Source organism: Streptomyces sp. M41 (assembly GCF_043673425.1).
Classification (GTDB): domain Bacteria; phylum Actinomycetota; class Actinomycetes; order Streptomycetales; family Streptomycetaceae; genus Streptomyces.
On record NZ_JBIMKE010000003.1, the window covers coordinates 384511 to 405218 of the forward strand.

The 20708-nt window shown below is 71.4% G+C and carries 20 protein-coding genes and 1 pseudogene; 13 read left to right on the forward strand and 8 right to left on the reverse strand.

What is annotated here, in order from left to right; genetic code table 11:
• On the forward strand, positions 1 to 972 hold the full coding sequence (locus ACHBTE_RS06170; protein ID WP_394722368.1) for an ABC transporter substrate-binding protein: 972 nt from the start codon (positions 1 to 3) through the stop codon (positions 970 to 972).
• A 33-nt stretch (positions 973 to 1005) separates the two neighbouring features.
• On the opposite strand, the gene ACHBTE_RS06175 is transcribed toward ACHBTE_RS06170, so the two are convergent.
• From ACHBTE_RS06175 to ACHBTE_RS06185, 3 genes are read right to left on the reverse strand one after another with little or no spacing between them, the layout of a single operon-like run.
• The gene (locus ACHBTE_RS06175; protein ID WP_394722485.1) at positions 1006 to 1758 is read right to left on the reverse strand and encodes an isocitrate lyase/phosphoenolpyruvate mutase family protein; all 753 of its coding nucleotides are present in this window, start codon (positions 1756 to 1758) and stop codon (positions 1006 to 1008) included.
• 8 nt (positions 1759 to 1766) lie between these two features.
• Entirely contained in the window at positions 1767 to 2240 is a 474-nt protein-coding gene (locus ACHBTE_RS06180) for a carboxymuconolactone decarboxylase family protein (protein ID WP_394722370.1), read from the reverse strand.
• Positions 2237 to 2806: a carboxymuconolactone decarboxylase family protein gene (locus ACHBTE_RS06185; protein WP_394722372.1), complete on the reverse strand. Its 570-nt coding sequence runs from the start codon at positions 2804 to 2806 to the stop codon at positions 2237 to 2239. The genes ACHBTE_RS06180 and ACHBTE_RS06185 overlap by 4 nt, the downstream gene beginning before the upstream one ends.
• Positions 2807 to 2853: 47 nt before the next feature.
• Between ACHBTE_RS06185 and ACHBTE_RS06190 the strand changes: the two are divergent.
• A pseudogene (locus ACHBTE_RS06190) lies at positions 2854 to 4377 on the forward strand (PLP-dependent aminotransferase family protein).
• 46 nt (positions 4378 to 4423) lie between these two features.
• Here ACHBTE_RS06190 and ACHBTE_RS06195 read toward each other — a convergent pair.
• Complete coding sequence (locus tag ACHBTE_RS06195) at positions 4424 to 5275, reverse strand: hypothetical protein (RefSeq protein ID WP_394722487.1); 852 nt, start codon at positions 5273 to 5275, stop codon at positions 4424 to 4426.
• A 252-nt stretch (positions 5276 to 5527) separates the two neighbouring features.
• Here ACHBTE_RS06195 and ACHBTE_RS06200 point away from each other — a divergent pair, with 252 nt between their 5' ends.
• Positions 5528 to 5875: a hypothetical protein gene (locus tag ACHBTE_RS06200; RefSeq protein ID WP_394722374.1), complete on the forward strand. Its 348-nt coding sequence runs from the start codon at positions 5528 to 5530 to the stop codon at positions 5873 to 5875.
• 12 nt (positions 5876 to 5887) lie between these two features.
• Positions 5888 to 7072, forward strand: a complete 1185-nt coding sequence (locus tag ACHBTE_RS06205; RefSeq protein ID WP_394722377.1) for a glutathionylspermidine synthase family protein — start codon at positions 5888 to 5890, stop codon at positions 7070 to 7072.
• A gap of 64 nt (positions 7073 to 7136) precedes the next feature.
• Here the strand turns inward: ACHBTE_RS06205 and rocD are convergent, their stop codons facing one another.
• A complete protein-coding gene (gene rocD, locus ACHBTE_RS06210) occupies positions 7137 to 8351 on the reverse strand; it encodes an ornithine--oxo-acid transaminase (protein ID WP_394722378.1) in 1215 nt (404 codons plus the stop codon).
• A gap of 296 nt (positions 8352 to 8647) precedes the next feature.
• On the opposite strand from rocD, the gene ACHBTE_RS06215 reads away from it, so the two are divergent.
• The 3 genes from ACHBTE_RS06215 (at position 8648) to ACHBTE_RS06225 (ending at position 12062) form a co-directional block, all read left to right on the forward strand.
• Positions 8648 to 10096 carry a glycine hydroxymethyltransferase gene (locus ACHBTE_RS06215; RefSeq protein ID WP_394722381.1) on the forward strand — a complete coding sequence of 483 codons (1449 nt, stop codon included), beginning with the start codon at positions 8648 to 8650 and terminating at the stop codon, positions 10094 to 10096.
• Positions 10097 to 10253: 157 nt separating this feature from the next.
• Positions 10254 to 11264, forward strand: a complete 1011-nt coding sequence (trpS, locus tag ACHBTE_RS06220) for a tryptophan--tRNA ligase (RefSeq protein ID WP_394722384.1) — start codon at positions 10254 to 10256, stop codon at positions 11262 to 11264.
• Positions 11265 to 11483: 219 nt separating this feature from the next.
• Entirely contained in the window at positions 11484 to 12062 is a 579-nt protein-coding gene (locus ACHBTE_RS06225; protein ID WP_394722385.1) for a 2'-5' RNA ligase family protein, read from the forward strand.
• A 139-nt stretch (positions 12063 to 12201) separates the two neighbouring features.
• On the opposite strand, the gene ACHBTE_RS06230 is transcribed toward ACHBTE_RS06225, so the two are convergent.
• Both ACHBTE_RS06230 and ACHBTE_RS06235 read right to left on the reverse strand, forming a co-directional pair.
• Positions 12202 to 12957, reverse strand: a complete 756-nt coding sequence (locus ACHBTE_RS06230) for a decaprenylphospho-beta-D-erythro-pentofuranosid-2-ulose 2-reductase (protein ID WP_394722387.1) — start codon at positions 12955 to 12957, stop codon at positions 12202 to 12204.
• A 23-nt stretch (positions 12958 to 12980) separates the two neighbouring features.
• Positions 12981 to 14336, reverse strand: a complete 1356-nt coding sequence (locus ACHBTE_RS06235; RefSeq protein WP_394722388.1) for an FAD-binding protein — start codon at positions 14334 to 14336, stop codon at positions 12981 to 12983.
• Between the two features lie 133 nt (positions 14337 to 14469).
• On the opposite strand from ACHBTE_RS06235, the gene ACHBTE_RS06240 reads away from it, so the two are divergent.
• Genes ACHBTE_RS06240 through ACHBTE_RS06255 form a run of 4 tightly spaced genes read left to right on the forward strand, consistent with a single transcriptional unit; the run spans position 14470 to position 17531 of the window.
• Positions 14470 to 15006, forward strand: coding sequence for a phosphatase PAP2 family protein (locus ACHBTE_RS06240; RefSeq protein ID WP_394722389.1), 537 nt, complete (start codon positions 14470 to 14472; stop codon positions 15004 to 15006).
• Positions 14999 to 15988: a decaprenyl-phosphate phosphoribosyltransferase gene (locus ACHBTE_RS06245; protein WP_394722390.1), complete on the forward strand. Its 990-nt coding sequence runs from the start codon at positions 14999 to 15001 to the stop codon at positions 15986 to 15988. Before ACHBTE_RS06240 ends, ACHBTE_RS06245 begins: the two co-directional genes overlap by 8 nt.
• 44 nt (positions 15989 to 16032) lie before the next feature.
• Positions 16033 to 16470 (forward strand): GtrA family protein, encoded by a 438-nt coding sequence (locus ACHBTE_RS06250; RefSeq protein ID WP_394722392.1) that lies wholly within the window; start codon positions 16033 to 16035, stop codon positions 16468 to 16470.
• The gene (locus ACHBTE_RS06255; protein ID WP_394722393.1) at positions 16458 to 17531 is read left to right on the forward strand and encodes a YhjD/YihY/BrkB family envelope integrity protein; all 1074 of its coding nucleotides are present in this window, start codon (positions 16458 to 16460) and stop codon (positions 17529 to 17531) included. Before ACHBTE_RS06250 ends, ACHBTE_RS06255 begins: the two co-directional genes overlap by 13 nt.
• On the opposite strand, the gene ACHBTE_RS06260 is transcribed toward ACHBTE_RS06255, so the two are convergent.
• Positions 17479 to 18762, reverse strand: a complete 1284-nt coding sequence (locus ACHBTE_RS06260; protein WP_394722395.1) for a D-alanyl-D-alanine carboxypeptidase family protein — start codon at positions 18760 to 18762, stop codon at positions 17479 to 17481. The two genes, ACHBTE_RS06255 and ACHBTE_RS06260, sit on opposite strands and share 53 nt — an antisense overlap.
• A 91-nt stretch (positions 18763 to 18853) precedes the next feature.
• Between ACHBTE_RS06260 and ACHBTE_RS06265 the strand changes: the two genes are divergently transcribed.
• A complete protein-coding gene (locus tag ACHBTE_RS06265) occupies positions 18854 to 19093 on the forward strand; it encodes an SCO4848 family membrane protein (RefSeq protein ID WP_394722396.1) in 240 nt (79 codons plus the stop codon).
• A 57-nt stretch (positions 19094 to 19150) separates the two neighbouring features.
• Positions 19151 to 20680, forward strand: a complete 1530-nt coding sequence (locus ACHBTE_RS06270; RefSeq protein ID WP_394722397.1) for a metallophosphoesterase — start codon at positions 19151 to 19153, stop codon at positions 20678 to 20680.
• Positions 20681 to 20708: the final 28 nt, after the last annotated feature.

Here is a 20708-nt window from a genome sequence, read left to right on the forward strand (position 1 = left end):
ATGCGACTTCGTACCCGACGTATGCGTACGACCGCCGTCGTGGCCGGTGTGTCCTCGCTGGCCCTGCTCACCGGCTGCGGCGCCGCCGACATGACCAAGCAGGCCTCGCCCTTCGCCAACGCCCAGGGCGCCAAGACCGTGACGCTGTCCGTCCAGTCCTGGGTCGGCGCCCAGGCCAACGTGGCCGTCGCCCAGTACCTGCTGGAGCACGAGCTCGGCTACCGCGTCGACACCGTCCAGATCGACGAGGTCCCCGCCTGGGACGCGCTCAGCCAGGGCCGGGTCGACGCGCTCCTGGAGGACTGGGGGCACCCGGAGGAGGAGCAGCGGTACGTCAAGGACAAGAAGACGATCGTGGGCGGCGGCGACCTCGGCGTCACCGGGCACATCGGCTGGTTCGTCCCGACGTACTTCGCCGAGAAGCACCCGGACGTCACCGACTGGAAGAACCTCAACAAGTACGCCGACCAGCTGCGCACCGCGGAGAGCGGTGCCAAGGGCCAGCTGATGGACGGCTCGCCCTCCTACGTCACCAATGACAAGGCGCTGGTGGAGAACCTCGACCTGGACTACGAGGTGGTGTTCGCCGGGTCGGAGGCCGCGCAGATCACGCAGATCAAGCAGTTCGCCAAGGAGAAGAAGCCCTTCCTGACGTACTGGTACGAACCGCAGTGGCTGTTCAAGAAGGTCCCCATGACCGAGGTGAAGCTGCCCGCGTACAAGGAGGGCTGCGACGCGGATCCCGAGAAGGTCGCCTGCGCCTATCCGCACACCCCGCTCCAGAAGTACCTCAACGCGGACTTCGCCGAGAACGGCGGCGAGGCGGCGGCCCTGCTGAAGAAGTTCAAGTGGACGACCGAGGACCAGAACGAGGTCTCCCTGATGATCGCCGAGCAGAAGCTGTCGCCCGAGGAGGCGGCGAAGAAGTGGGTGGACAGCCACGAGTCCACCTGGAAGGCGTGGCTGTCCTGACCCGGGCGGGGCACCGCCCCGGCTCCCCGGCTCTCACCTCGCCAGGCCGGCCGCGATCTCGCGCAATGCCTCGGTGGCGCTGCGCTGGAGGCCCGGCCCGAACGTGATGCGCGTGGCCCCGAGTTCACCGAGTTCGGTGGGCGAGGGGCCACCGGTCACCGTGCCGTGCACATTGATCGGCCCCTGGATGCCGGACCGCAGCAGCGGCAGTACGTCCGTCGGGGCGCCGATCGGATACACGCAGTCGGCGCCCGCGGCGACGTACAACGCGGCCCGCTCGATGGCCTGTTCGGCGCTCTGCTTGGGGTCGGCGCCCGCGGCGGCCCGGATGAAGGTGTCGATCCGGGCGTTGACGAACACCCGGTCGGCGGCGGCGCGCCGTACCTCGGCGAGCCAGTCGGCGTGCCCCCGCGGGTCCTTGAGGACGCCGTCCTCGGAGTCCTCGAGGTTGCACCCCACGGCGCCCGTCTCCAGCAGCCGCTCCACCAATTCGTCCGGCGCGATCCCGTAGCCGCCCTCGATGTCCGCGGACACCGGGACGTCGACGGCCCGCACGATCCGCGCGACGGCCGCGAACATCTCGTCGGCCGGGCTCTGCCCGTCCTCGTGGCCGAGGCAGGCGGCGACACCCGCGCTGGGCGTGGCGAGTGCCGGGAACCCGGCCTCGACGAAGACACGGGCACTGGCGGCGTCCCACGGGCCGGGCAAGACGAGGGGGTCACCGGGCGCGGTACGCCGGTGCAGTGCGCGTAAAGCCTCGACCTTGCTCCCGGCTGCCTTGCTCACGGTCTGCGTCACGGTGAGTATCCCCCTGGTGGAATGCGCCGGCCGACCATCACACGGTTCCAGTTGTTGATGGCGACGATCAGCCCGACGAGATGGGCGAGTTGGATGTCGTCAAAGTACTCGGCGGCCCTGTCGTACACGGCATCGGGCACGAACCCTCCCCCAGACTTCGTCCGGGAGGTGCCCCCAGTCAGGACGGTCACCGCCTCGGTCAGTGCGAGCGCGGCCCGCTCCCGCTCGTCGAAGACGCCCTCCGCCTCCTCCCAGGCGGCCAGCAGGTCGAGCTGCCGCTCGTCGACGCCCTGCTCACGGGCGAGCGCGAGATGCATGTCCAGGCAGAACGCGCAGTGGTTGAGCTGCGAGGCCCGGATCACGACCAGCTCGGCGAGCGCGCCGTCCCCGAGGCCCTTCTTGGCGGTCGCGCTCAGCGCGGACATCGCCTGCCCGACGGCCCGGTCCAGCAGCCTGGTCCGGACCGTCACCCGTGCTGTCCCGGCTGGTAGTGGCCCGGCGCCATGCGGAAGGTCACCCCGAACCGGTTCCACGCGTTGATCACGGCGATCGCGGAGATCAACTGCGCCAGCTCGGCCTCCTCGAAGTGCTCGGCGGCCCTGTCGTACACGGCGTCGGGCACGAACCCTCCCCCAGACTTCGTCCGGGAGGTGCCCCCAGTCAAGACGGTCACCGCCTCGGTCAGCTCCAGCGCCGCGAGCTCCTTCTCGGTGTAGAAGTGCCGGGACTCGTCCCAGGCGCTGAGCTGGATGATCCGCTCGACGCTCTCACCCGCCGCGAGGGCGTCCTTGCTGTGCATGTCGACGCACAGGGCACAGTGGTTGAGCTGCGAGGCACGGATCTTCACCAGCTCGTACAGCTTGTGGTCGAGGCCCTTCTTGGCGGCCGTGTCGAGGCGGATCATCGCCTTGTACACGTCGGGCGCGAGCTGGGCCCAGGGGAGCCGGGCGGGTCGCTCGGGGGCGTAGGGCGAGTGGGACGCTGCGTGGGACGCCGTGCTCGTCCCCGGGTCGGTCCTGGTGTCGCTGATCGTCATGGTCTCGACCCTAGGAACGAAGCAGCCCAGGAGTATGGTCCAATTCCATGGGGAAACCTTGGGCCACTCTGGGCATCGACCTTCACTTGGAACCGGCGGGTCCGGGCCTGCGCCGGGGACTGACCGACGCCCTGCGCGACGCCGTCCGCACCGGACGCCTCGCTGCGGGCACCCGGCTGCCGTCCTCCCGCTCCCTCGCCGCCGATCTCGGCATCGCCCGCAACACGGTCGCCGAGGCCTACGCCGACCTGGTCGCCGAGGGCTGGCTCACCGCCCGCCAGGGCTCGGCGACCAAAGTGGCCGACCGCGCGGTGGCCGCACCGCCCGGCACCGCGGCCCTGCCACACGCCGCCGCCCCGCCCGGTACTCCTCCCGCACTTGGACCGGCCACCTCTCCACGCCACGCCACCACTCCGACCCGTGCCACCTCTCCACGCCACGCCGCCACCCCGACCCGTGCCGCCACCCCGTCCCCACCGCGCCGGTAGCGTCCCCGTCCCGTCTACGACCTGGTCCCCGGCACCCCCGACCTCTCCGCCTTCCCCCGCACCGAGTGGCTCAAGGCGGCCCGCCGTGCCTTCCTCGCCGCCCCGCACCAGTCCCTCGGCTACGGCGACCCGCGTGGCCACCCCGAACTGCGCACCGCCCTCGCCGGCTACCTCTCCCGGGCGCGGGGCGTACGCGCCGACCCCGAACGCGTCGTCGTGTGCGCGGGGTTCATGCACGGCCTGCACCTGCTCGGCAGAGTGCTGCGGGCGCGCGGTGCGGACACGGTCGCGGTGGAGTCGTACGGTCTCCCCCCGCACTGGAGGCAGTTGACGTCGGCAGGTCTCAGCACGGCCCCGCTGCCCTTCGACGCACTCGGCACCGACCCGGGCGCGCTGACGGGCGAGGCGGCGGTCCTGCTCACCCCCGCCCACCAGTTCCCCATGGGGGTGCCGCTGCACCGCGACCGCCGGGCGGCGGTGGTGGACTGGGCGCGCCGCACCGGCGGATGGGTCCTGGAGGACGACTACGACGGCGAGTTCCGCTACGACCGCCAGCCCGTCGGCGCGCTCCAGGGCCTGGACCCCGACCACGTCGTCTACCTGGGCACGGCCAGCAAGTCCCTCGCCCCCGGCCTGCGCCTGGGCTGGATGGTGCTGCCGCCGGCCCTGGTGGAGGAGGTGACGGCGGCGAAGGGCGGCACGGACACCTGCGGCGTCCTGGACCAGCTCACCCTCGCCGAGTTCCTCACGTCCGGCGCCTACGACCGCCATGTCCGCGCCTCCCGACTGCGCTACCGGCGCCGCCGGGACGCCCTGGTACGGGCACTGGCCGAGGAGGCCCCGCACCTCGAGGTCACCGGCATCGCGGCCGGCCTGCACGTCCTGCTGCGCCTCCCGCCCGGCACCGAACAGTCCGTCGTCCAGGCGGCCACCTGGCAGGGCCTCGCCGTGCACGGCCTGACGTTCTTCCGCCACGAGACCACCCCGACACCGCCCCCGGACGCCCTGGTCATCGGCTACGGAACACCACCGGACCACGCCTGGACGGGGGCCCTGGAGGCACTCTGCCGGGTCCTGCCGTGACACCCGGGCGGGGCCGGCGGGCGGAACCCTCGTGCGGGCACCCGCCCTACGGTGAGTCCGCCGGTGCCGACTCGGGGGTCTGCGCCGGTGCCTCCCCGAACCGTGCCAGCGCCAGCGCGCCCGCCACGGCCACCACGAATCCCAGCACGGCAAGCCACTCCAGCCCCTCCCGGGTACGGTCCCCCAGCCACACCACCCCGACCAGCGCCGGTCCGACCGTCTCCCCGATCACCATGGCCGCCGTGGCCGTCGTCACCGACCCCCGCTGCAAGGCCGAGGTCAGCGCCAGGAACGCGGCCCCACCGCCCAGCAGCAATGCGTAGGTCGCCGGATTCGCCAGCAGCTTCGGCACATCGATGGTGTCGATCAGCCGGACCGACACCTCCACCACCCCGAACCCGAACCCGGCCGCCAGCCCGAGCACCAGCCCCCGCCCGCGCTCCGGCAACCGCCCGCCCGCCAGCCCCACCCCCAGGATCACCAGCGCCACTCCGAGCATCGCGAACCTCAGCGCTTCCGGCCCCTCCCGATCGCCCTCCGTCCCGGACGCCAGCCCCAGCATCGCGAGCCCGGCGCAGACCACGGCCACCGCGCCCCACTCGAGCCCGCTGAGCCGCACATGCAGCAACCGCGCCGCGACCACCGCCGTCACCGCGAGGCTGGACGCCAGCGCCGCCGCGACGGCGTAGATGGGAAGCGACCGCAGCGCGGCGACCTGCAACACGAACCCGAGGCCGTCCAGGGCCAGTCCGGCCAGATACCGCCACTGCCGCAGCGACCGCAGCAGCACACCCGCCTCGCCGCCCCGGCCGCCCTGAGCGCTCGCGGTCCGTGCCGCCATCGCCTGGAGGACGGTGGCGGCGCCGAAGCAGACCGCCGCACCAAGGGCGCAGATCATTCCAAAGAGCACAAAGCGACTGTAGGCGGGAGGGCGGTGACCGGGGGCCTTGCGCGCCTGCGACGGGGCGATCTTTAAGCTGTCCGCCGAACGGCGGAGATCGAGAAGATCGAAATCGAACAGTTCATCGCGCACGGACTGTCATCGTGCACGGACTGTCATCGGGCACGGACTGCCATCGTGCGCGGACGGTCGTCGTGCACGGATCAGATGTGCGCATCGGCACGGAACGGATCACCGGGGGAGACAGACATGGCGGAAACACGACGCAGGCTGCGCTCGAGCACGGTCGTACTCGGCGGCATGGGTGTCATCGCGGCGGCCCTGACCTCCTGCGGCTCGGAACCCGACCGACGCTGCGTCGACCGCGACAGCTACACCTACGAGGGCTACAAGGTCGTCGCGGACAAGAACTGCACCTCCGGCTCCGGCTCGTCCAAGTCCAAGAGCGGCAGGAAGAGGTCCGCCGGCTCCGACTCGGCCTGGTACTACGACGCCGAAGTCTCCGGCGGTCGCGCCGACTACGGCACCTTCAGCCGCAGCGAGGCCGTGGACCGAGGCGGCTTCGGCTGCTCGGGCTCGGGCAGCGGCGGCGGCTGAGCGGACCGGTCGATGGAGCGCCGCACGATCGAACCCCGCCCCGGCTGGCAGCAGACCGTCGAGGAGCAGGGGCTCATCTACCCCCTCACCCGCCACCCCGACAACTCCCTGCGCCCGTACTGGGACGAGAGCGCCCACTACGTCTTCTCCCTGGCGGAGGTCGAGGCGCTGGAGGAGGTCGTCGAGGAACTGCACGGCATGTGCCTGACGGCGGCGGCCCACATCGTCGCCGAGAACCGCTTCACCGACCTCGGCATCACCGACCCGCGCGTCGTGGACGCGATCGCCGAGTCCTGGCGCCGCCGCGCCGAACTCCCCTCCCTCTACGGCCGCTTCGACCTGCGCTACGACGGCACCGGCCCGGCGAAACTGCTGGAGTACAACGCCGACACCCCCACCTCACTGGTCGAGGCCGCCTCCCCGCAGTGGTTCTGGATGGAGGAGCGCTTCCCCGGCGCCGACCAGTGGAACTCCCTCCACGAACGCCTCGTCGCCGCCTGGAAGAAGCAGTCCGCCCTGCTCCCGCCGGGCAGCCCCCTGTACTTCGCGTACTCCTCCGCCGACGAGCTCGGCGAGGACGTGATGACGGTCGCCTATCTGAAGGAGACAGCCGAGCAGGCGGGCCTGGACACCGGCTGGATCTCCATGGAGGAGATCGGCTGGGACCGCCTCTCGGGCCGCTTCGTCGACACCCGGCTCCGCTTCATCCGCAGCTGCTTCAAGCTCTACCCCTGGGAGTGGCTCACCACCGACCGCTTCGCCGGCCATGTCCTCGACACCCTCGACAACGGCGGCGGCACGGGCACGACCCTGTGGATCGAACCGGCCTGGAAGATGCTCCTGAGCAACAAGGCCCTCCTCGCCGTCCTCTGGGAGCTCTACCCGGACCACCCGAACCTCCTGCCCGCGTATCTCGACGGACCGCGGGAGCTGGCGGACACCACGGGCCATGTCGCCAAGCCCCTGCTGGGTCGGGAGGGCTCCGGAGTGACCGTGCACGAGAAGGGCGCCGAACCCGTCGTACGCGACGAGCCCTACTGCTACCAGCAGTTGGCCCCGCTGCCCGCCTTCGACGGCAACCACGTCGTCCTCGGCGCGTGGGTCGTCGAGGACGAGTCGGCGGGCCTGGGCATCCGGGAGTCGTCCGGCCTGATCACGGACGAGTACGCCCGTTTCCTGCCCCACGTGATCCTGTGACGCCGTACGCCGGACACCCGCCGTACACCGAGGACGAACGAGCCACCGGACACCCCCCGGGGCCTCACACCCCGAGCACGCTCCGCAACTGGGCCAGCCCCCAGTCCAGGTCCTCCTTGCCGATCACCAAGGGCGGCGCGATACGGATCGTCGCCCCCTGGGTGTCCTTCACCAGCACACCCCGGTCCATCAGCTTCTCCGCCACCTCCCTCCCCGAACCGACCGCCCGGGCGATGTCGACCCCCGCCCACAGCCCGCGCCCGCGCACCGCCGTGACCCGTCCCGTCCCGGCCAACAGGCCCAGCTCCCGGTGCAGATGCGCGCCGAGCTGCGCCGACCGCTCCTGGAACTCGCCCGTCCGCAGCATCGCGATCACCTCCAGCGCCACCGCACAGGCCAGCGGATTCCCCCCGAAGGTCGACCCGTGCTCCCCGGGCCGGAACACCCCGAGCACCGCCGCCGACGACACCACCGCCGACACCGGCACGACCCCGCCCCCGAGCGCCTTGCCGAGCACATACACATCCGGCACCACTCCCTCGTGCTCGCACGCGAAGGTACGACCCGTGCGCCCCAGCCCCGACTGGATCTCGTCCGCCACGAACAGCACATCGCGCTCCCGCGTCAGCTCCCGCACCGCCGGCAGATAACCGGCCGGCGGCACCAGCACCCCCGCCTCGCCCTGGACCGGCTCCAGCAGCACGGCCACCGTGTTCTCCGTCAACGCCTCCCGCATCGCGGTCAGATCCCCGTACGGCACGATCTCGAAGCCCGGCGTGTAGGGCCCGAAGTCCGCCCGGGCCTCCGAGTCGGTGGAGAAGCTGATGATCGTCGTCGTACGGCCGTGGAAGTTGTTGCCCGCGACCACGATCTTCGCCATCTCGCCCGGCACACCCTTGACCCGGTACCCCCACTTCCGGGCGGTCTTCACCGCCGTCTCCACCGCCTCCGCCCCCGTGTTCATCGGGAGCACCATCTCCATCCCGCACAGCTCGGCGAGCTGCTCGCAGAACGCCGCGAACCGGTCGTGGTGAAACGCCCGCGACGTCAGCGTCACCCGCTCCAGCTGCGCCTTCGCCGCGTCCAGGATCCGCCGGTTGCCGTGCCCGAAATTGAGCGCCGAATACCCGGCCAGCAGATCCAGATACCGCCGCCCCTCCACATCCGTCATCCAGGCCCCGTCCGCCGTCGCCACCACGACCGGCAACGGGTGATAGGTGTGCGCGCTGTGCGCGTCGACCGCGGCGATCAGGGATTCGGTGGTGTTCGACGTACTCACGGGGCTCTCCGTTTCCGCCACCACGAGGGCCCGTACTGCGGCAGTCACAAGGCTCGTGGCCACTGTCCAATTCTGGCTGCTCGAGTGCTGTGCGGCCCCTTCCTATCGTTGCTCGCATGGTGGACGCGGGACCACGCCGCCTCGGCGCGCCCGGTAGTCTGACCGACGGGCCGTGACTGGCGCGCTGGGATGGGACCGACCATCGGGGAGCGGCCCACTGGACCCCGTCGTCCAGCACCGAGTGCCGTGCGCCTGGGCCGTACCGTGAACGCTGTACACGACGTCCGGAGGTCCCCATGCCAGCCGAGCCCTTCTCCACCGAGTCCACCGCCTTCCGTGCCGCCCTCGACGTGATCCGCGCCGTCGAGCCGCGCGTGGCCGACGCCATCGGCCAGGAGGTCACCGACCAGCGCGAGATGCTCAAGCTGATCGCCTCCGAGAACTACGCCTCCCCGGCCACCCTCCTGGCGATGGGCAACTGGTTCAGCGACAAGTACGCCGAGGGCACCGTCGGCCGCCGCTTCTACGCCGGCTGCCGCAACGTCGACACCGTCGAGTCCCTCGCCGCCGAGCACGCCCGCGAGCTCTTCGGCGCCCGCCACGCCTACGTCCAGCCGCACTCCGGCATCGACGCCAACCTCGTCGCCTTCTGGGCCGTCCTCGCCGCCCGCGTCGAGGCCCCCGCCCTGGAGAAGGCCGGCGTCCGCCAGGTCAACGAGCTCACCGAGGCCGACTGGGCGGAACTGCGCCGCGCCTTCGGCAACCAGCGCATGCTCGGCATGTCCCTCGACGCCGGCGGCCACCTCACCCACGGCTTCCGCCCGAACATCTCCGGCAAGATGTTCGACCAGCGCTCCTACGGCACCGACCCCGCCACGGGCCTGATCGACTACGAGGCGCTGCGCGCCTCCGCCCGCGAGTTCAAGCCGCTGATCATCGTCGCCGGCTACTCCGCCTACCCCCGTCTGGTGAACTTCCGGATCATGCGCGAGATCGCCGACGAGGTCGGGGCGACCTTGATGGTGGACATGGCGCACTTCGCGGGCCTGGTGGCCGGCAAGGTCCTCACCGGCGACTTCGACCCGGTCCCGCACGCCCAGATCGTCACCACCACCACCCACAAGTCGCTGCGCGGCCCGCGCGGCGGCATGGTCCTGTGCGACGACTCCCTGAAGGACCAGGTCGACCGCGGCTGCCCGATGGTCCTGGGCGGCCCGCTCCCGCACGTCATGGCCGCCAAGGCCGTCGCCCTCGCCGAGGCCCGGCAGCCCGCCTTCCAGGACTACGCCCAGCGCATCGTCGACAACTCCCGCGCGCTGGCCGAGGGCCTGATGCGCCGCGGCGCGACCCTCGTCACCGGCGGCACCGACAACCACCTGAACCTGATCGACGTCGCCTCCTCCTACGGCCTCACCGGCCGCCAGGCCGAGGCCGCGCTCCTCGAGTCCGGCATCGTCACCAACCGCAACTCCATCCCGGCCGACCCCAACGGCGCCTGGTACACCTCCGGCATCCGCATCGGCACCCCCGCCCTGACCACCCGTGGCCTGGGCACCGCCGAGATGGACGAGGTCGCCGCCCTCATCGACCGCGTCCTCACCACCACCGAGCCGGGCACGACCAAGTCGGGCGCCCCCTCGAAGGCCCAGCACGTCCTGGACACCAAGATCGCCGACGAGATCTCCCGCAGGGCGACGGACCTGGTGGCAGGCTTCCCGCTGTACCCGGAGATCGACCTCGGCTGAAGCTCCCCGTCAGAGGCGTGGGGACCTGCGCGACAGACCCATCACGGTCCGCAGTTCCCCACGCACAGAGCCCCCCGAGCTCTCTGAGACAATGAAGAACATGGCCTCTGATCGCCCACCCGTCGCCCACCACCACCCTCGGGGGAATGGCTCCGCCATGCCGCGTAGTCCGCGAGTGCTCTCCGGAATCCAGCCCACAGCAGGCTCGTTCCACCTCGGCAACTACCTCGGCGCCGTCCGCCAGTGGGTTGCCCTGCAGGAGTCCCACGACGCGTTCTACATGGTCGTCGACCTGCACGCGATCACGCTCCCGCAGGACCCCGCCGACCTGCGCGCCAACACCCGGCTCGCCGCCGCCCAGCTCCTCGCGGCCGGGCTCGACCCCGAGCGCTGCACGCTGTTCGTCCAGAGCCATGTCCCCGAGCACGCCCAGCTCGCCTGGATCATGAACTGCCTCACCGGCTTCGGCGAGGCGTCCCGCATGACCCAGTTCAAGGACAAGTCCGCCAAGCAGGGCGCGGACCGGGCCTCGGTGGGCCTGTTCACGTACCCGATCCTGCAGGTCGCGGACATCCTGCTGTACCAGGCCAACGAGGTCCCGGTCGGCGAGGACCAGCGCCAGCACATCGAGCTCACCCGTGACCTCGCCGAGCGCTTCAACGGCCGTTTCGGCCCGACCTTCACGGTGCCGAAGCCGTACATCCTCAAGGAGACGGCGAAGATCTACGACCTTCAGGACCCGTCGATCAAGATGAGCAAGTCGGCGTCCACGCCGAAGGGCCTGATCAACCTGCTCGACGAGCCCAAGGCCACCGCCAAGAAGGTCAAGAGCGCCGTCACCGACACCGACACCGTCATCCGCTACGACGCCGAGAACAAGCCCGGCATCAGCAACCTGCTCACCATCTACTCGACCCTCACGGGTACGGGAATCGCGGAACTGGAGCAGAAGTACGACGGCAAGGGCTACGGTGCGCTCAAGACGGACCTCGCCGAGGTCATGGTCGAGTTCGTGACGCCCTTCCGGGAGCGCACCCAGCAGTATCTGGACGACCCGGAGACGCTGGACTCGATCCTGGCCAAGGGTGCGGAGAAGGCACGTGCCGTCGCCGCGGAGACGCTGTCCCAGGCGTACGAGAAGGTGGGCTTCCTGCCCGCCAAGCACTGACGCCCCCCACAGCACACACGGCGGCCGGCACACCGCCGTACCACCGCACAGCGCTGCACATCACTACGGTTGCGCCTGCCCGCAGCGCGGCCGTAGCCGTACAGTCGATAGCCGGGTGGCCGTTTCGGCGGCCACTCGCGCTCACCGACAGGGCACGAGCTCACAACAGGACGAGCTCCTCGTGACAGACGAGCTCACCGACAGATGACAGGAGACGACGTGGGGACCGTAACGATCGGCGTGTCGATCGCGGTCCCGGAGCCTCACGGCAGCCTGCTCCAGGAGCGGCGCGCGGGCTTCGGCGACGCCGCGGCTCACGGCATCCCGACCCATGTCACGCTGCTGCCGCCGACCGAGGTCGACTCCTCGCTGCTGCCCGCGATCGAGGCGCACCTCGTCGAGGTCGCGGCGGCCGGGCGCCCCTTTCCGATGCGGCTGTCCGGCACCGGCACCTTCCGGCCCCTGTCGCCGGTCGTCTTCGTCCAGGTCGTCGACGGCGCCGAGGCCTGCACCTGGCTCCAGAAGCAGGTCCGTGACGCCTCCGGGCCGGTGGCCCGCGAGCTTCAGTTCCCCTACCACCCGCATGTCACGGTCGCGCACGGCATCGACGACGCGTCGATGGACCGCGCCTTCGAGGAGCTCGCCGACTACGAGGCGCAGTGGCCCTGCACCGGTTTCGCCCTGTACGAACAGGGCGCCGACGGGGTGTGGCGCAAGCTGAGGGACTACGCCTTCGGCAGCGCGGTGGTTCCGCCGCAGGCGGGGTCGGTGGAGCGCGGGTCCATCCCGACGAGTTAGCTCCGCCGGTTCGCACGCGATGGGGGGTGCGGCGAGGGTTGGTCTTCGTGCGGGTGGGTTCTGGCTGGGTGCGCGGTTCCTCGCGCCCCGGGGCGTTGGTGAGTCCGGCGTCGGTACGGCGGGCTCCGTGGCGGCTGACCTATAGCGGCAGGCGGCGGAACAGGCCGCGCGGGGCGTGGCGCAGTGCTGACATCACGAATCTGAGGGCGCCGGGTACCCACACCGTCTCCGAGCGGCGGCGCAGGCCGATCTCGATCGCCGTCGCCACCGCTTCCGGCGTGGTGGCCAGCGGTGTCTCCTCCAGGCCGGCGGTCATCCTCGAGCGGACGAAGCCGGGACGTACGACCATGACGTGCACGCCGGTGCCGTGCAGGGCGTCGCCCAGGCCCTGGGCGAAGGTGTCGAGGCCGGCCTTGCTGGAGCCGTAGATGAAGTTGGCGCGGCGGGCCCGCTCACCGGCGACGGAGGAGAGCACGACGAGCGAGCCGTGGCCCTGGGACTGGAGGGCGCCGGCGCTGACCAGGCTCGCCGACACGGCGCCCGTGTAGTTGGTCTGGGCGACGCGCACCGCGTTCAGCGGCTCGCGCTCGTCACGTGCCTGGTCGCCGAGGACGCCGAAGGCGAGCAGCACCATGTCGACGTCGCCCTCGGCGAAGACCTTGCCGAGCACTGCCTCGTGCGACTCGGGGTCGAGCGCGTCGAAGGCCACGGTGTGCACGTCGGCCCCGAGGGCGCGCAGCTGTGCCGCGGACCGCTCCAGCGCCTCCGACGGGCGGCCCGCCAGCCAGACCGTGCGGGTGCGGCGCGCGATCAGGCGGCGTGCGGTGGCCAGCGCGATCTCGGACGTACCGCCGAGGACGAGCAGGGACTGGGGGAGGCCGAAGGCGTCCTTCACGACAGCTCCTAGGGTTTGTGGCGCTACACGCCGAGGCGGCGGGCCAGGTCGGACATGAACACCCCGCGCGGGTCGAGCTCCGCGCGCAGCGCGCGGAAGTCGTCCAGGCGCGGGTACATCGCGGTCAGCAGCTCCGGCCGTAGCCGGGAGTCCTTGGCGAGGTAGACGCGCCCGCCGGCCGCGGCCACCTGTTCGTCCAGCTCGTCGAGGAGGGCGGCGAGACCGGGCAGCGACGCCGGGATGTCCAGGGCCAGCGTCCAGCCGGGCACCGGGAACGAGAGCCAGCCCGGGTCGGCGTCCCCGAAGCGCTTGAGGACGGCCAGGAACGACGGGCAGCGGTGCTCGCAGATGCGCCGCACGATCCGGCGCAGGGCCTCCTCGTGGCCGTACCCGACGACGAACTGGTACTGGACGAAGCCGCCCCGGCCGTAGATCCGGTTCCAGTGGGGCACGCCGTCGAGGGGGTGGAAGAACGTGGAGAGCGTCTGCAGTTCGCCGGTACGCGCGCGTGGCGCCCTGCGGTACCAGAGCTCGTTGAACCAGCCCACGGTACGGCGGCTCAGCAGACCTTCCGGCAGGAAGGCGGGCGCGGCCGGCAGCCGGGCGGGACGGAAGGCGAGCGGGTCCCTGCGCGCGCGCGTGCCGTGGCGCAGCGCCTCCAGGGGCGCGTGGTCGCCGCGGGTGAGCACGGCGCGTCCGGTCGCCGCGCCGCGCGCCAGCAGGTCGATCCAGGCGACCGAGTAGCGGTAGTGGTCGTCGGCGGCGACCAGGCGGGCCATCAGGTCGTCGAGGTCCCGGGCCCGCTCGGTGTCGACCGACATCAGGGAGGTCTCGACCGGCTGGAGCTGGACCGTGGCGGTGAGGATCACCCCGGTCAGACCCATGCCTCCGGCGGTGGCGTCGAACAGGGGGCTGCCGCGGCGGACCATGCGGACCTCGCCGTCGGCGGTGAGCAGCTCCAACGACAGGACGTGCCGGGAGAAGGAGCCCGAGACGTGATGGTTCTTGCCGTGGATGTCGGCGCCGATCGCGCCGCCGACCGTGACATGGCGGGTGCCGGGGGTCACCGGCACGAACCAGCCGAGCGGAAGCAGCACTTCCAACAGCCGGTGCAAGGAGACGCCCGCGTCGCACAGCACGGTGCCGCCGGTCACGTCGATGGCGTGGATGCGGTTCAGGCCCGTCATGTCGAGCACGGCGCCGCCCGCGTTCTGTGCCGCGTCGCCGTACGCCCGCCCCAGGCCCCTCGCGATGCCGCCGCGGGCCCCGCAGTCCCGGACGGCCGCCGCGGCCTCTTCATACGTCCGTGGACGGATCAGGCGCGCGGTCGTGGGGGCGGTGCGGCCCCATCCCGTGACGGAGACGGTGTCGGCAAGCATGTCGGCGACCGTAGTGCCCATGGCGGAGCGACCAGTCCTGAAACATACCCACTCTCCCCGAAATGGGTGATTAATGGGATGTCGCTCAATATTGCCGTAATTCTGGCGTTGTCGGCGTGAACAGTGAGTCCACATGGATCACCTCGACGACATGGACCACCGAAGCCTTCGGGGCGCGGACAGGCGAATCCTTTCAGCACTCCATGCGCGCGGCCGTGACCCACGCGTCGCCACCACCGCGCGGACCCTCTCGTGGGTGGGGGAGCACGGGGCGCTGTGGCTCGCGGCGGGTCTCGCGGGGGCCGCCGTGGACGGGGGCAGACGAAACGCCTGGCTGCGGGGCACGGCACTCACCGCGGGGGCGCACCTCGTCAGCATGGGCGTGAAGAGGGTGGTGCGCCGCCCGCGCCCGGCGCATGTCGAGCCCCTCGTGCGCACCGCCGGCCGGCACTCCTTCCCCAGCTCCCACGCCACCTCCGCCGCGGCAGCCGCCGTCGCCTTCGGAGCGCTCGGCGCGTACGCGATCCCGCCGCTCGCCGCCGCGATGTGTCTGTCCCGGCTGGTCGTCGGCGTGCACTACCCCTCCGACGTGGCGGCGGGCGCGGCGCTCGGGGCGCTGACGGCATGCGCGGGGGCGAGCTGGATGAGGAGGGGGAGCCACCATGACTGAGACGGCCTCCTACGCCGCTACCGCGCGGATTCGAAAAGCGGCGCTCCACGGGCAGCGCACGCCCGCGCGCCGCGCCGCACCACCGCCCCGCAAAGCCGGCATCGGCGCCCTCCTGAAAGGGCTCCTCAGAACGGCCCGTCCCAAGCAGTGGGTCAAGAACGTCCTGGTCGTCGCCGCCCCGGCCGCCGCCGGCCGGCTCTTCTCGGTCCACGCCCTGACCCAACTCACCCTGGTCTTCGTCCTCTTCACCGCGTGCGCCGCCGCCGTCTACCTGATCAACGACGCCCGCGACGCCGAGGCGGACCGCGCCCACCCGACCAAACGGCGCCGGCCGGTCGCCGCCGGACAGGTCCCCGTACCCGTCGCCTACGCCGTCGGCGGCGCCCTCGCCGTCCTCGCGCCCGCCGCCGCGGCCTGGCTGACCTCTCCCACGGTGGCGGCCCTCCTCGCGGCCTACCTCGGCATGCAACTGGCGTACTGCGTCAGCCTCAAGCATGTCCTGGTCGTCGACCTCGCCGTCGTCACGACCGGGTTCCTGATGCGCGCGATGGTCGGCGGTCTCGCCCTCGGCATCCCGCTCTCGCGCTGGTTCCTGATCACGACCGGGTTCGGGGCGCTGTTCATGGTGTCGGCCAAGCGCTACTCCGAAGCGGTGCAGATGGCCGGCAAGGCGGGCGCCACGCGCGCGTTGCTCACCGAGTACACCACCGGATACCTGCGCTTCGTCTGGCAGTTGGCGGCCGGTGTCGCCGTCCTCGGGTACTGCCTGTGGGCCCTGGAGGAGGGCGGACCGCACACGGGCATGCTGCCCTGGCGCCAGCTGTCCGTGGTCGCGTTCATCCTCGCGATCCTGCGCTACGCCGTCTTCGCCGACCGCGGCACGGCGGGTGAACCCGAGGAGGTCGTTCTGCGGGACCGCGCACTCGCTGTCATCGGGGTGGTGTGGGTGGCGATGTACGGGCTGGCGGTGGCCCATTGGTAGGCACGCGCGCGTGGGGCGACCGACGCGGGTCCCCTCTCCGGCTCGTGCCCGCCCGCTGGGGAGTCCGCCGCCGCGAACTCCTCGGCTTCGCCACCGTCGGCCTCCTCGCCTACACCGTCGACCTCGCCCTCTTCACCTGCCTCCGCGGCCCCGCGGGCCTCGACCCCCTCACCGCCAAGGCCCTCTCGTTCGTCGCCGGCTGCACCGTCGCCTACGGCGGTAACGCCCTCGGCACCTACCGGCACACCCGGCCCCGGGGCCTGCGCCCCTACGCCGTCTTCTTCGCCGTGAACGTCGCCGGAGCGGTCGTACAGCTGCTGTGTCTCACCGTCAGCCACTACGGCCTCGGCCTCACCTCGCAGCGCGCGGACACCGTCTCCGGCGCGGGAATCGGCATGGCGCTGGCTACGGTGCTGCGGTTTTGGGGCATACGGACATTGGTCTTCCGGGCGGAGGGCAGGGTCGGATCATGGACTGGCTGAAGAAACTACCCGGCGTGGGGCCGCTGTTCACGCGGCTGACGACCACGCACGTGTGGCGCTCGTACGAACGTATGGACCGGGTCAAGTGGACGCGGCTGGCCGCCGCCATGACCTTCACCAGCTTCGTGGCGCTCTTCCCGCTGCTGACCGTGTCGGCCGCGGTGGCAGCCGCGACGCTCAGCCAGGAGCAGCAGGACAAGCTGGAGGACAAGCTCACCGAGCAGGTGCCCGGCATCTCCGACCAGCTCGACATCGACGCCCTGGTCCAGAACGCCGGCACGGTCGGACTCATCGCCGGCGCCGTCCTGCTGTTCACCGGCATCAGCTGGGTCGGCTCCATGCGCGAGTGCCTGCGCGCGGTGTGGGAGCTGCCCGACGAGGAGGAGAACCCCCTGCTGCGCAAGGTCAAGGACGCGGGAGTCCTCGTGGGCCTCGGCGGCGCCGTTCTCGTGACGATCCTGGCCTCCACCGTCGCCTCCGCCACGGTCGGCTGGACCACCCGGCAGGTCGGCATCGACGAGGGCGGCTGGGGCGGGGTCCTGCTGCGGATCGCCGCGTTCTCCGTCGCCGTGCTCGCCGGCTTCCTGGTCCTGCTCTACGTGCTGACCCTGCTGCCCGGCGTCGAGCCGCCGCGCCGCCGGCTGATGGTGGCCGCGCTGACCGGCGCGATCGGGTTCGAGCTGCTCAAGCTGCTGCTGAGCGGCTATATGCAGGGCGTGGCGACCAAGAGCATGTACGGCGCGTTCGGGGTGCCGGTCGCCCTGCTGCTGTGGATCAACTTCACGTCGAAACTGGTGGTGTTCTGCGCCGCCTGGACGGCGACGCAGAGTAAGGAGGTCGAACTCGCGGACGTCGCCGAGGACTCGGACGCCCCCTCGGGAGAGCCGGGCCCTTCAGGCGAGCCTGGCCGCTCAGGAGAGCCCGGCGGTTCAGGAGAGCCCCGCGGTTCAGGAGAGCCCGGCGGTTCAGGGCGGTCCGACGATCCCGGTCCGCCCAGGAAGCCCGCCGTCAGGAACGGTTCCGACGGCGCACCAGGTCGGGCAGCGGCCACCGGCGGTTGATCAGGAACGCGCCCCCCGCGAGCAGCACCAGCACGCCACCGGTGATGCCGAGCGCGACCCCGACGCCGCTCGAACCGTTCGCGGCCGAGGCGCCCACCGCGGGCTTCGACGCCCCGTCCCCGGCGCCACCGGCCTCCCCGGCGTCGTTCGCGCCCGGCTGTGCGCTGGCCTGCGGAGAGCTCCTGGGCGGCACCAGCTCGCCCACCGGCTGCACCTTGCCGGCCGCCGCCTTGAAGCCCCAGTCGAAGAGCTTCGCGGTCTCCTTGTAGACCTCGTTGTGCTCACTCTTCTCCGGGTTCATGACCGTGACCAGCAGCACCTTGCCATTGCGCTCGGCGACGCCGGTGAAGGTGGAGCCGGCGTTCGTGGTGTTGCCGTTCTTGACGCCCGCGATGCCCTGGTAGACGGGGATGTCGCTGTCACCGGCCAGCAGCCGGTTGGTGTTCTGGATCTCGAAGGACTCGCGGACCGACTTGCCCTTCTTGTTCTTCTTCGTCTCGCCGGGGAACTTGGCGGTGACGGTGGAGCAGTACTCGCGGAAGTCCTTCTTCTGAAGCCCGGAGCGAGCGATCAGGGTGAGGTCGTACGCCGACGAGACCTGACCCGGGGCGTCGTAGCCGTCGGGCGACACCGCGTGCGTGTCGAGGGCCTGGAGCTCCTCGGCGTGCTCGTTCATCTCCTTGACGGTGTTGTCGATGCCCTTGTTCATCTTCGACAGCACGTGCACGGCGTCGTTGCCGGACCGCAGGAAGACCCCGAGCCACAGATCGTGGACGGAGTACGTCTCGCCCTCCTTTATCCCGACCATGCTGGAGCCGGAGCCGACGTCCGCCAGGTCGGACGGGACCACCTTGTGCGTCATGGTCTTCGGGAACTTCGGCAGCACCGTGTCGGCGAAGAGCATCTTCATGGTGCTCGCGGGCGCCAGCCGCCAGTGCGCGTTGTGCGCGGCGAGCACATCGCCCGTCTCGGCGTCGGCGACGACCCAGGAGCGGGCGCTCAGGTCCTTGGGCAGAACGGGGACGCCCGTCGCGAGATTCACCTGGGTGCCGGGCCGGCCCAGACGCTCCCCGCCCACGGTCGACATCTTCACCGGGGGAGTGGCCGACGGGCTCGTACTCGGTGACGGCTTGGGTGCCGCGTGGGAGACGGGCGCGGTCAGCGCGAGCGACGACAGGACTGCGGAAGCGACCAGCAGGGATCGCCTGACGGTCTTCTTGGGTGCGGGCACGACCGAGAACGTACATGCCGTTGCCATGGAAGTCCCGCTTCCGGCCCCACCCCGCACGGGGAACCGAACGCGCGATGGTGATACTGAACCTATGAAGCTCAGCCGCCCCGTCTCCTGGTTCCTGCTCGCCTTCGGGGTGTGGAGCTGGGTCATCTGGGTCACTTTCGTCAAAAACCTGATCAAGGACAGCAGCGGGCTCGCGTTCGAGGACGGTCACCCGACGGCGTACTTCTGGGTGCACCTGCTGCTCGCCGTCGTCTCCTTCGTATTGGGGACGGTCGTCGGGGTCATCGGGTTGCGTGGACTGCGCGCACTGCGCCGCACGTCATAGGAACTCGGCCGACTCCCGGGACGTTCATTCGGCACGCAAAGGAAAGGGAACGCCGGCGTGGTCATCGTCTTCGTGCTCGTCGCACTGCTGGTGCTGTCCGTCCTGGTGACGGGCAACTGGCTGCTGTGGCGCCGGCTGTTCCGCGACACCACCCGCGGTCCCGGGTTCGTGCGCCGCATGGGCGTGGTGGTGATCGCCGGGGGATGGGCGCTGACGATCGGTGCCCTGGTCGCCGAGCGCTCGGGCGCGCCCTTCTGGCTCCAGCAGGTCCTGGCCTGGCCGGGCTTCCTGTGGCTGGCGTTGTCGATGTACCTGCTGCTGGGTGTGCTGGCGGGTGAGGTCGTACGACCCCTGCTGAGACGGTGGCTCGAGCGGCGGGCGCGCCGCGTTGCCGCCCCGGGGGAGCGCGCCGAACGGGAGCCGGAGCCGGCGGGAGCGACGGCGGCTCGGCCGACCGCGACCGCCTCCGGCACAGCACCCGCGACCGCCTCCGGCACAGCTCCCGCGACCACGACCGCCGCCTCTCCCGCCAAGCCGTCCGACCCACGGACGCGCCCGGCGCTCACCCCCGACGCGTCCTCCACGCTCACGACGGACCCGCCCTCCACACGGGCCGAGCCCGCCGCCGACCAAGCCTCCGCCGCAGCCCCGGCTTCCTCTGCGCCGCCCCAGACATCCCAGACGTCCCCCTCCTCCCCTCAGACCCCCCTCGCCCCCCTCGCCCCTCCCGCCCCCACCGACCCGTCCCGCCCCCTCGCCGCCCCCACCCGCCGCCTCTTCGTCTCCCGAGTCGTCGCCGGTGCCGCCGCGACGGCCGCCCTCGGCACCGTCGGTTACGGCACCTACGGCGTGCTGCGCGGCCCGAAGGTGAAGCGGGTCACCGTCCCGCTGGCCAAGCTCCCGCGCGCGGCGCACGGCTACCGGATCGCGGTCGTCAGCGACGTCCACCTCGGCCCGGTCCTGGGCAGGGGCTTCGCCCAGAAGGTCGTCGACACGATCAACGGCACCCAGCCCGACCTCATCGCGGTGGTCGGCGACCTGGTGGACGGCAGCGTGAAGGACCTCGGCCCGGCGGCGGCACCGCTCGCCGGCCTCAGAGCCCGGCACGGGGCGTACTTCGTCACCGGCAACCACGAGTACTTCTCGGGGGCCGAGCAGTGGGTCGAGGAGGTGCGCCGACTGGGCCTGCGCCCCCTGGAGAACGCCCGCACCGAACTGCCCCACTTCGACCTGGCCGGGGTCAACGACGTCGCGGGCGAGCGCGAGGGCCAGGGCCCCGACTTCGCCAAGGCACTTGGCGACCGGGACACGGCACGCGCGTGCGTGCTCCTCGCCCACCAGCCGGTGCAGATCCACGACGCCGTCGAGCACGGTGTCGACCTCCAGCTCTCCGGCCACACCCACGGCGGCCAGCTCTGGCCCGGAAACCTCGTCGCGGACCTGGCGAACCCGACCCTGGCCGGCCTGGAGCGCTACGGCGACACCCAGCTGTACGTCAGCCGGGGCGCGGGCGCCTGGGGCCCGCCCACGCGCGTGGGAGCCGAGTCGGACATCACCGTGATCGAGCTGGCGTCCCGTCAGGCCTGAGGCGAGCCCCGGCCACCGCGGGTCGGTC

What these genes read in the sequence shown, in the direction of transcription:
- ACHBTE_RS06215 (WP_394722381.1), top strand. Translation starts at nt 8,648, where the DNA reads ATGCCAGCCGAGCCCTTCTCCACCGAGTCCACCGCCTTCCGTGCCGCC.
- ACHBTE_RS06240 (WP_394722389.1), top strand. Translation starts at nt 14,470, where the DNA reads ATGGATCACCTCGACGACATGGACCACCGAAGCCTTCGGGGCGCGGAC.
- trpS (WP_394722384.1), top strand. Translation starts at nt 10,254, where the DNA reads ATGCCGCGTAGTCCGCGAGTGCTCTCCGGAATCCAGCCCACAGCAGGC.
- ACHBTE_RS06245 (WP_394722390.1), top strand. Translation starts at nt 14,999, where the DNA reads ATGACTGAGACGGCCTCCTACGCCGCTACCGCGCGGATTCGAAAAGCG.
- ACHBTE_RS06170 (WP_394722368.1), top strand. Translation starts at nt 1, where the DNA reads ATGCGACTTCGTACCCGACGTATGCGTACGACCGCCGTCGTGGCCGGT.
- ACHBTE_RS06255 (WP_394722393.1), top strand. Translation starts at nt 16,458, where the DNA reads ATGGACTGGCTGAAGAAACTACCCGGCGTGGGGCCGCTGTTCACGCGG.
- ACHBTE_RS06185 (WP_394722372.1), bottom strand. Translation starts at nt 2,806, where the DNA reads ATGACGATCAGCGACACCAGGACCGACCCGGGGACGAGCACGGCGTCC.
- ACHBTE_RS06200 (WP_394722374.1), top strand. Translation starts at nt 5,528, where the DNA reads ATGGCGGAAACACGACGCAGGCTGCGCTCGAGCACGGTCGTACTCGGC.
- ACHBTE_RS06265 (WP_394722396.1), top strand. Translation starts at nt 18,854, where the DNA reads ATGAAGCTCAGCCGCCCCGTCTCCTGGTTCCTGCTCGCCTTCGGGGTG.
- ACHBTE_RS06205 (WP_394722377.1), top strand. Translation starts at nt 5,888, where the DNA reads ATGGAGCGCCGCACGATCGAACCCCGCCCCGGCTGGCAGCAGACCGTC.
- ACHBTE_RS06195 (WP_394722487.1), bottom strand. Translation starts at nt 5,275, where the DNA reads ATGATCTGCGCCCTTGGTGCGGCGGTCTGCTTCGGCGCCGCCACCGTC.
- ACHBTE_RS06235 (WP_394722388.1), bottom strand. Translation starts at nt 14,336, where the DNA reads ATGCTTGCCGACACCGTCTCCGTCACGGGATGGGGCCGCACCGCCCCC.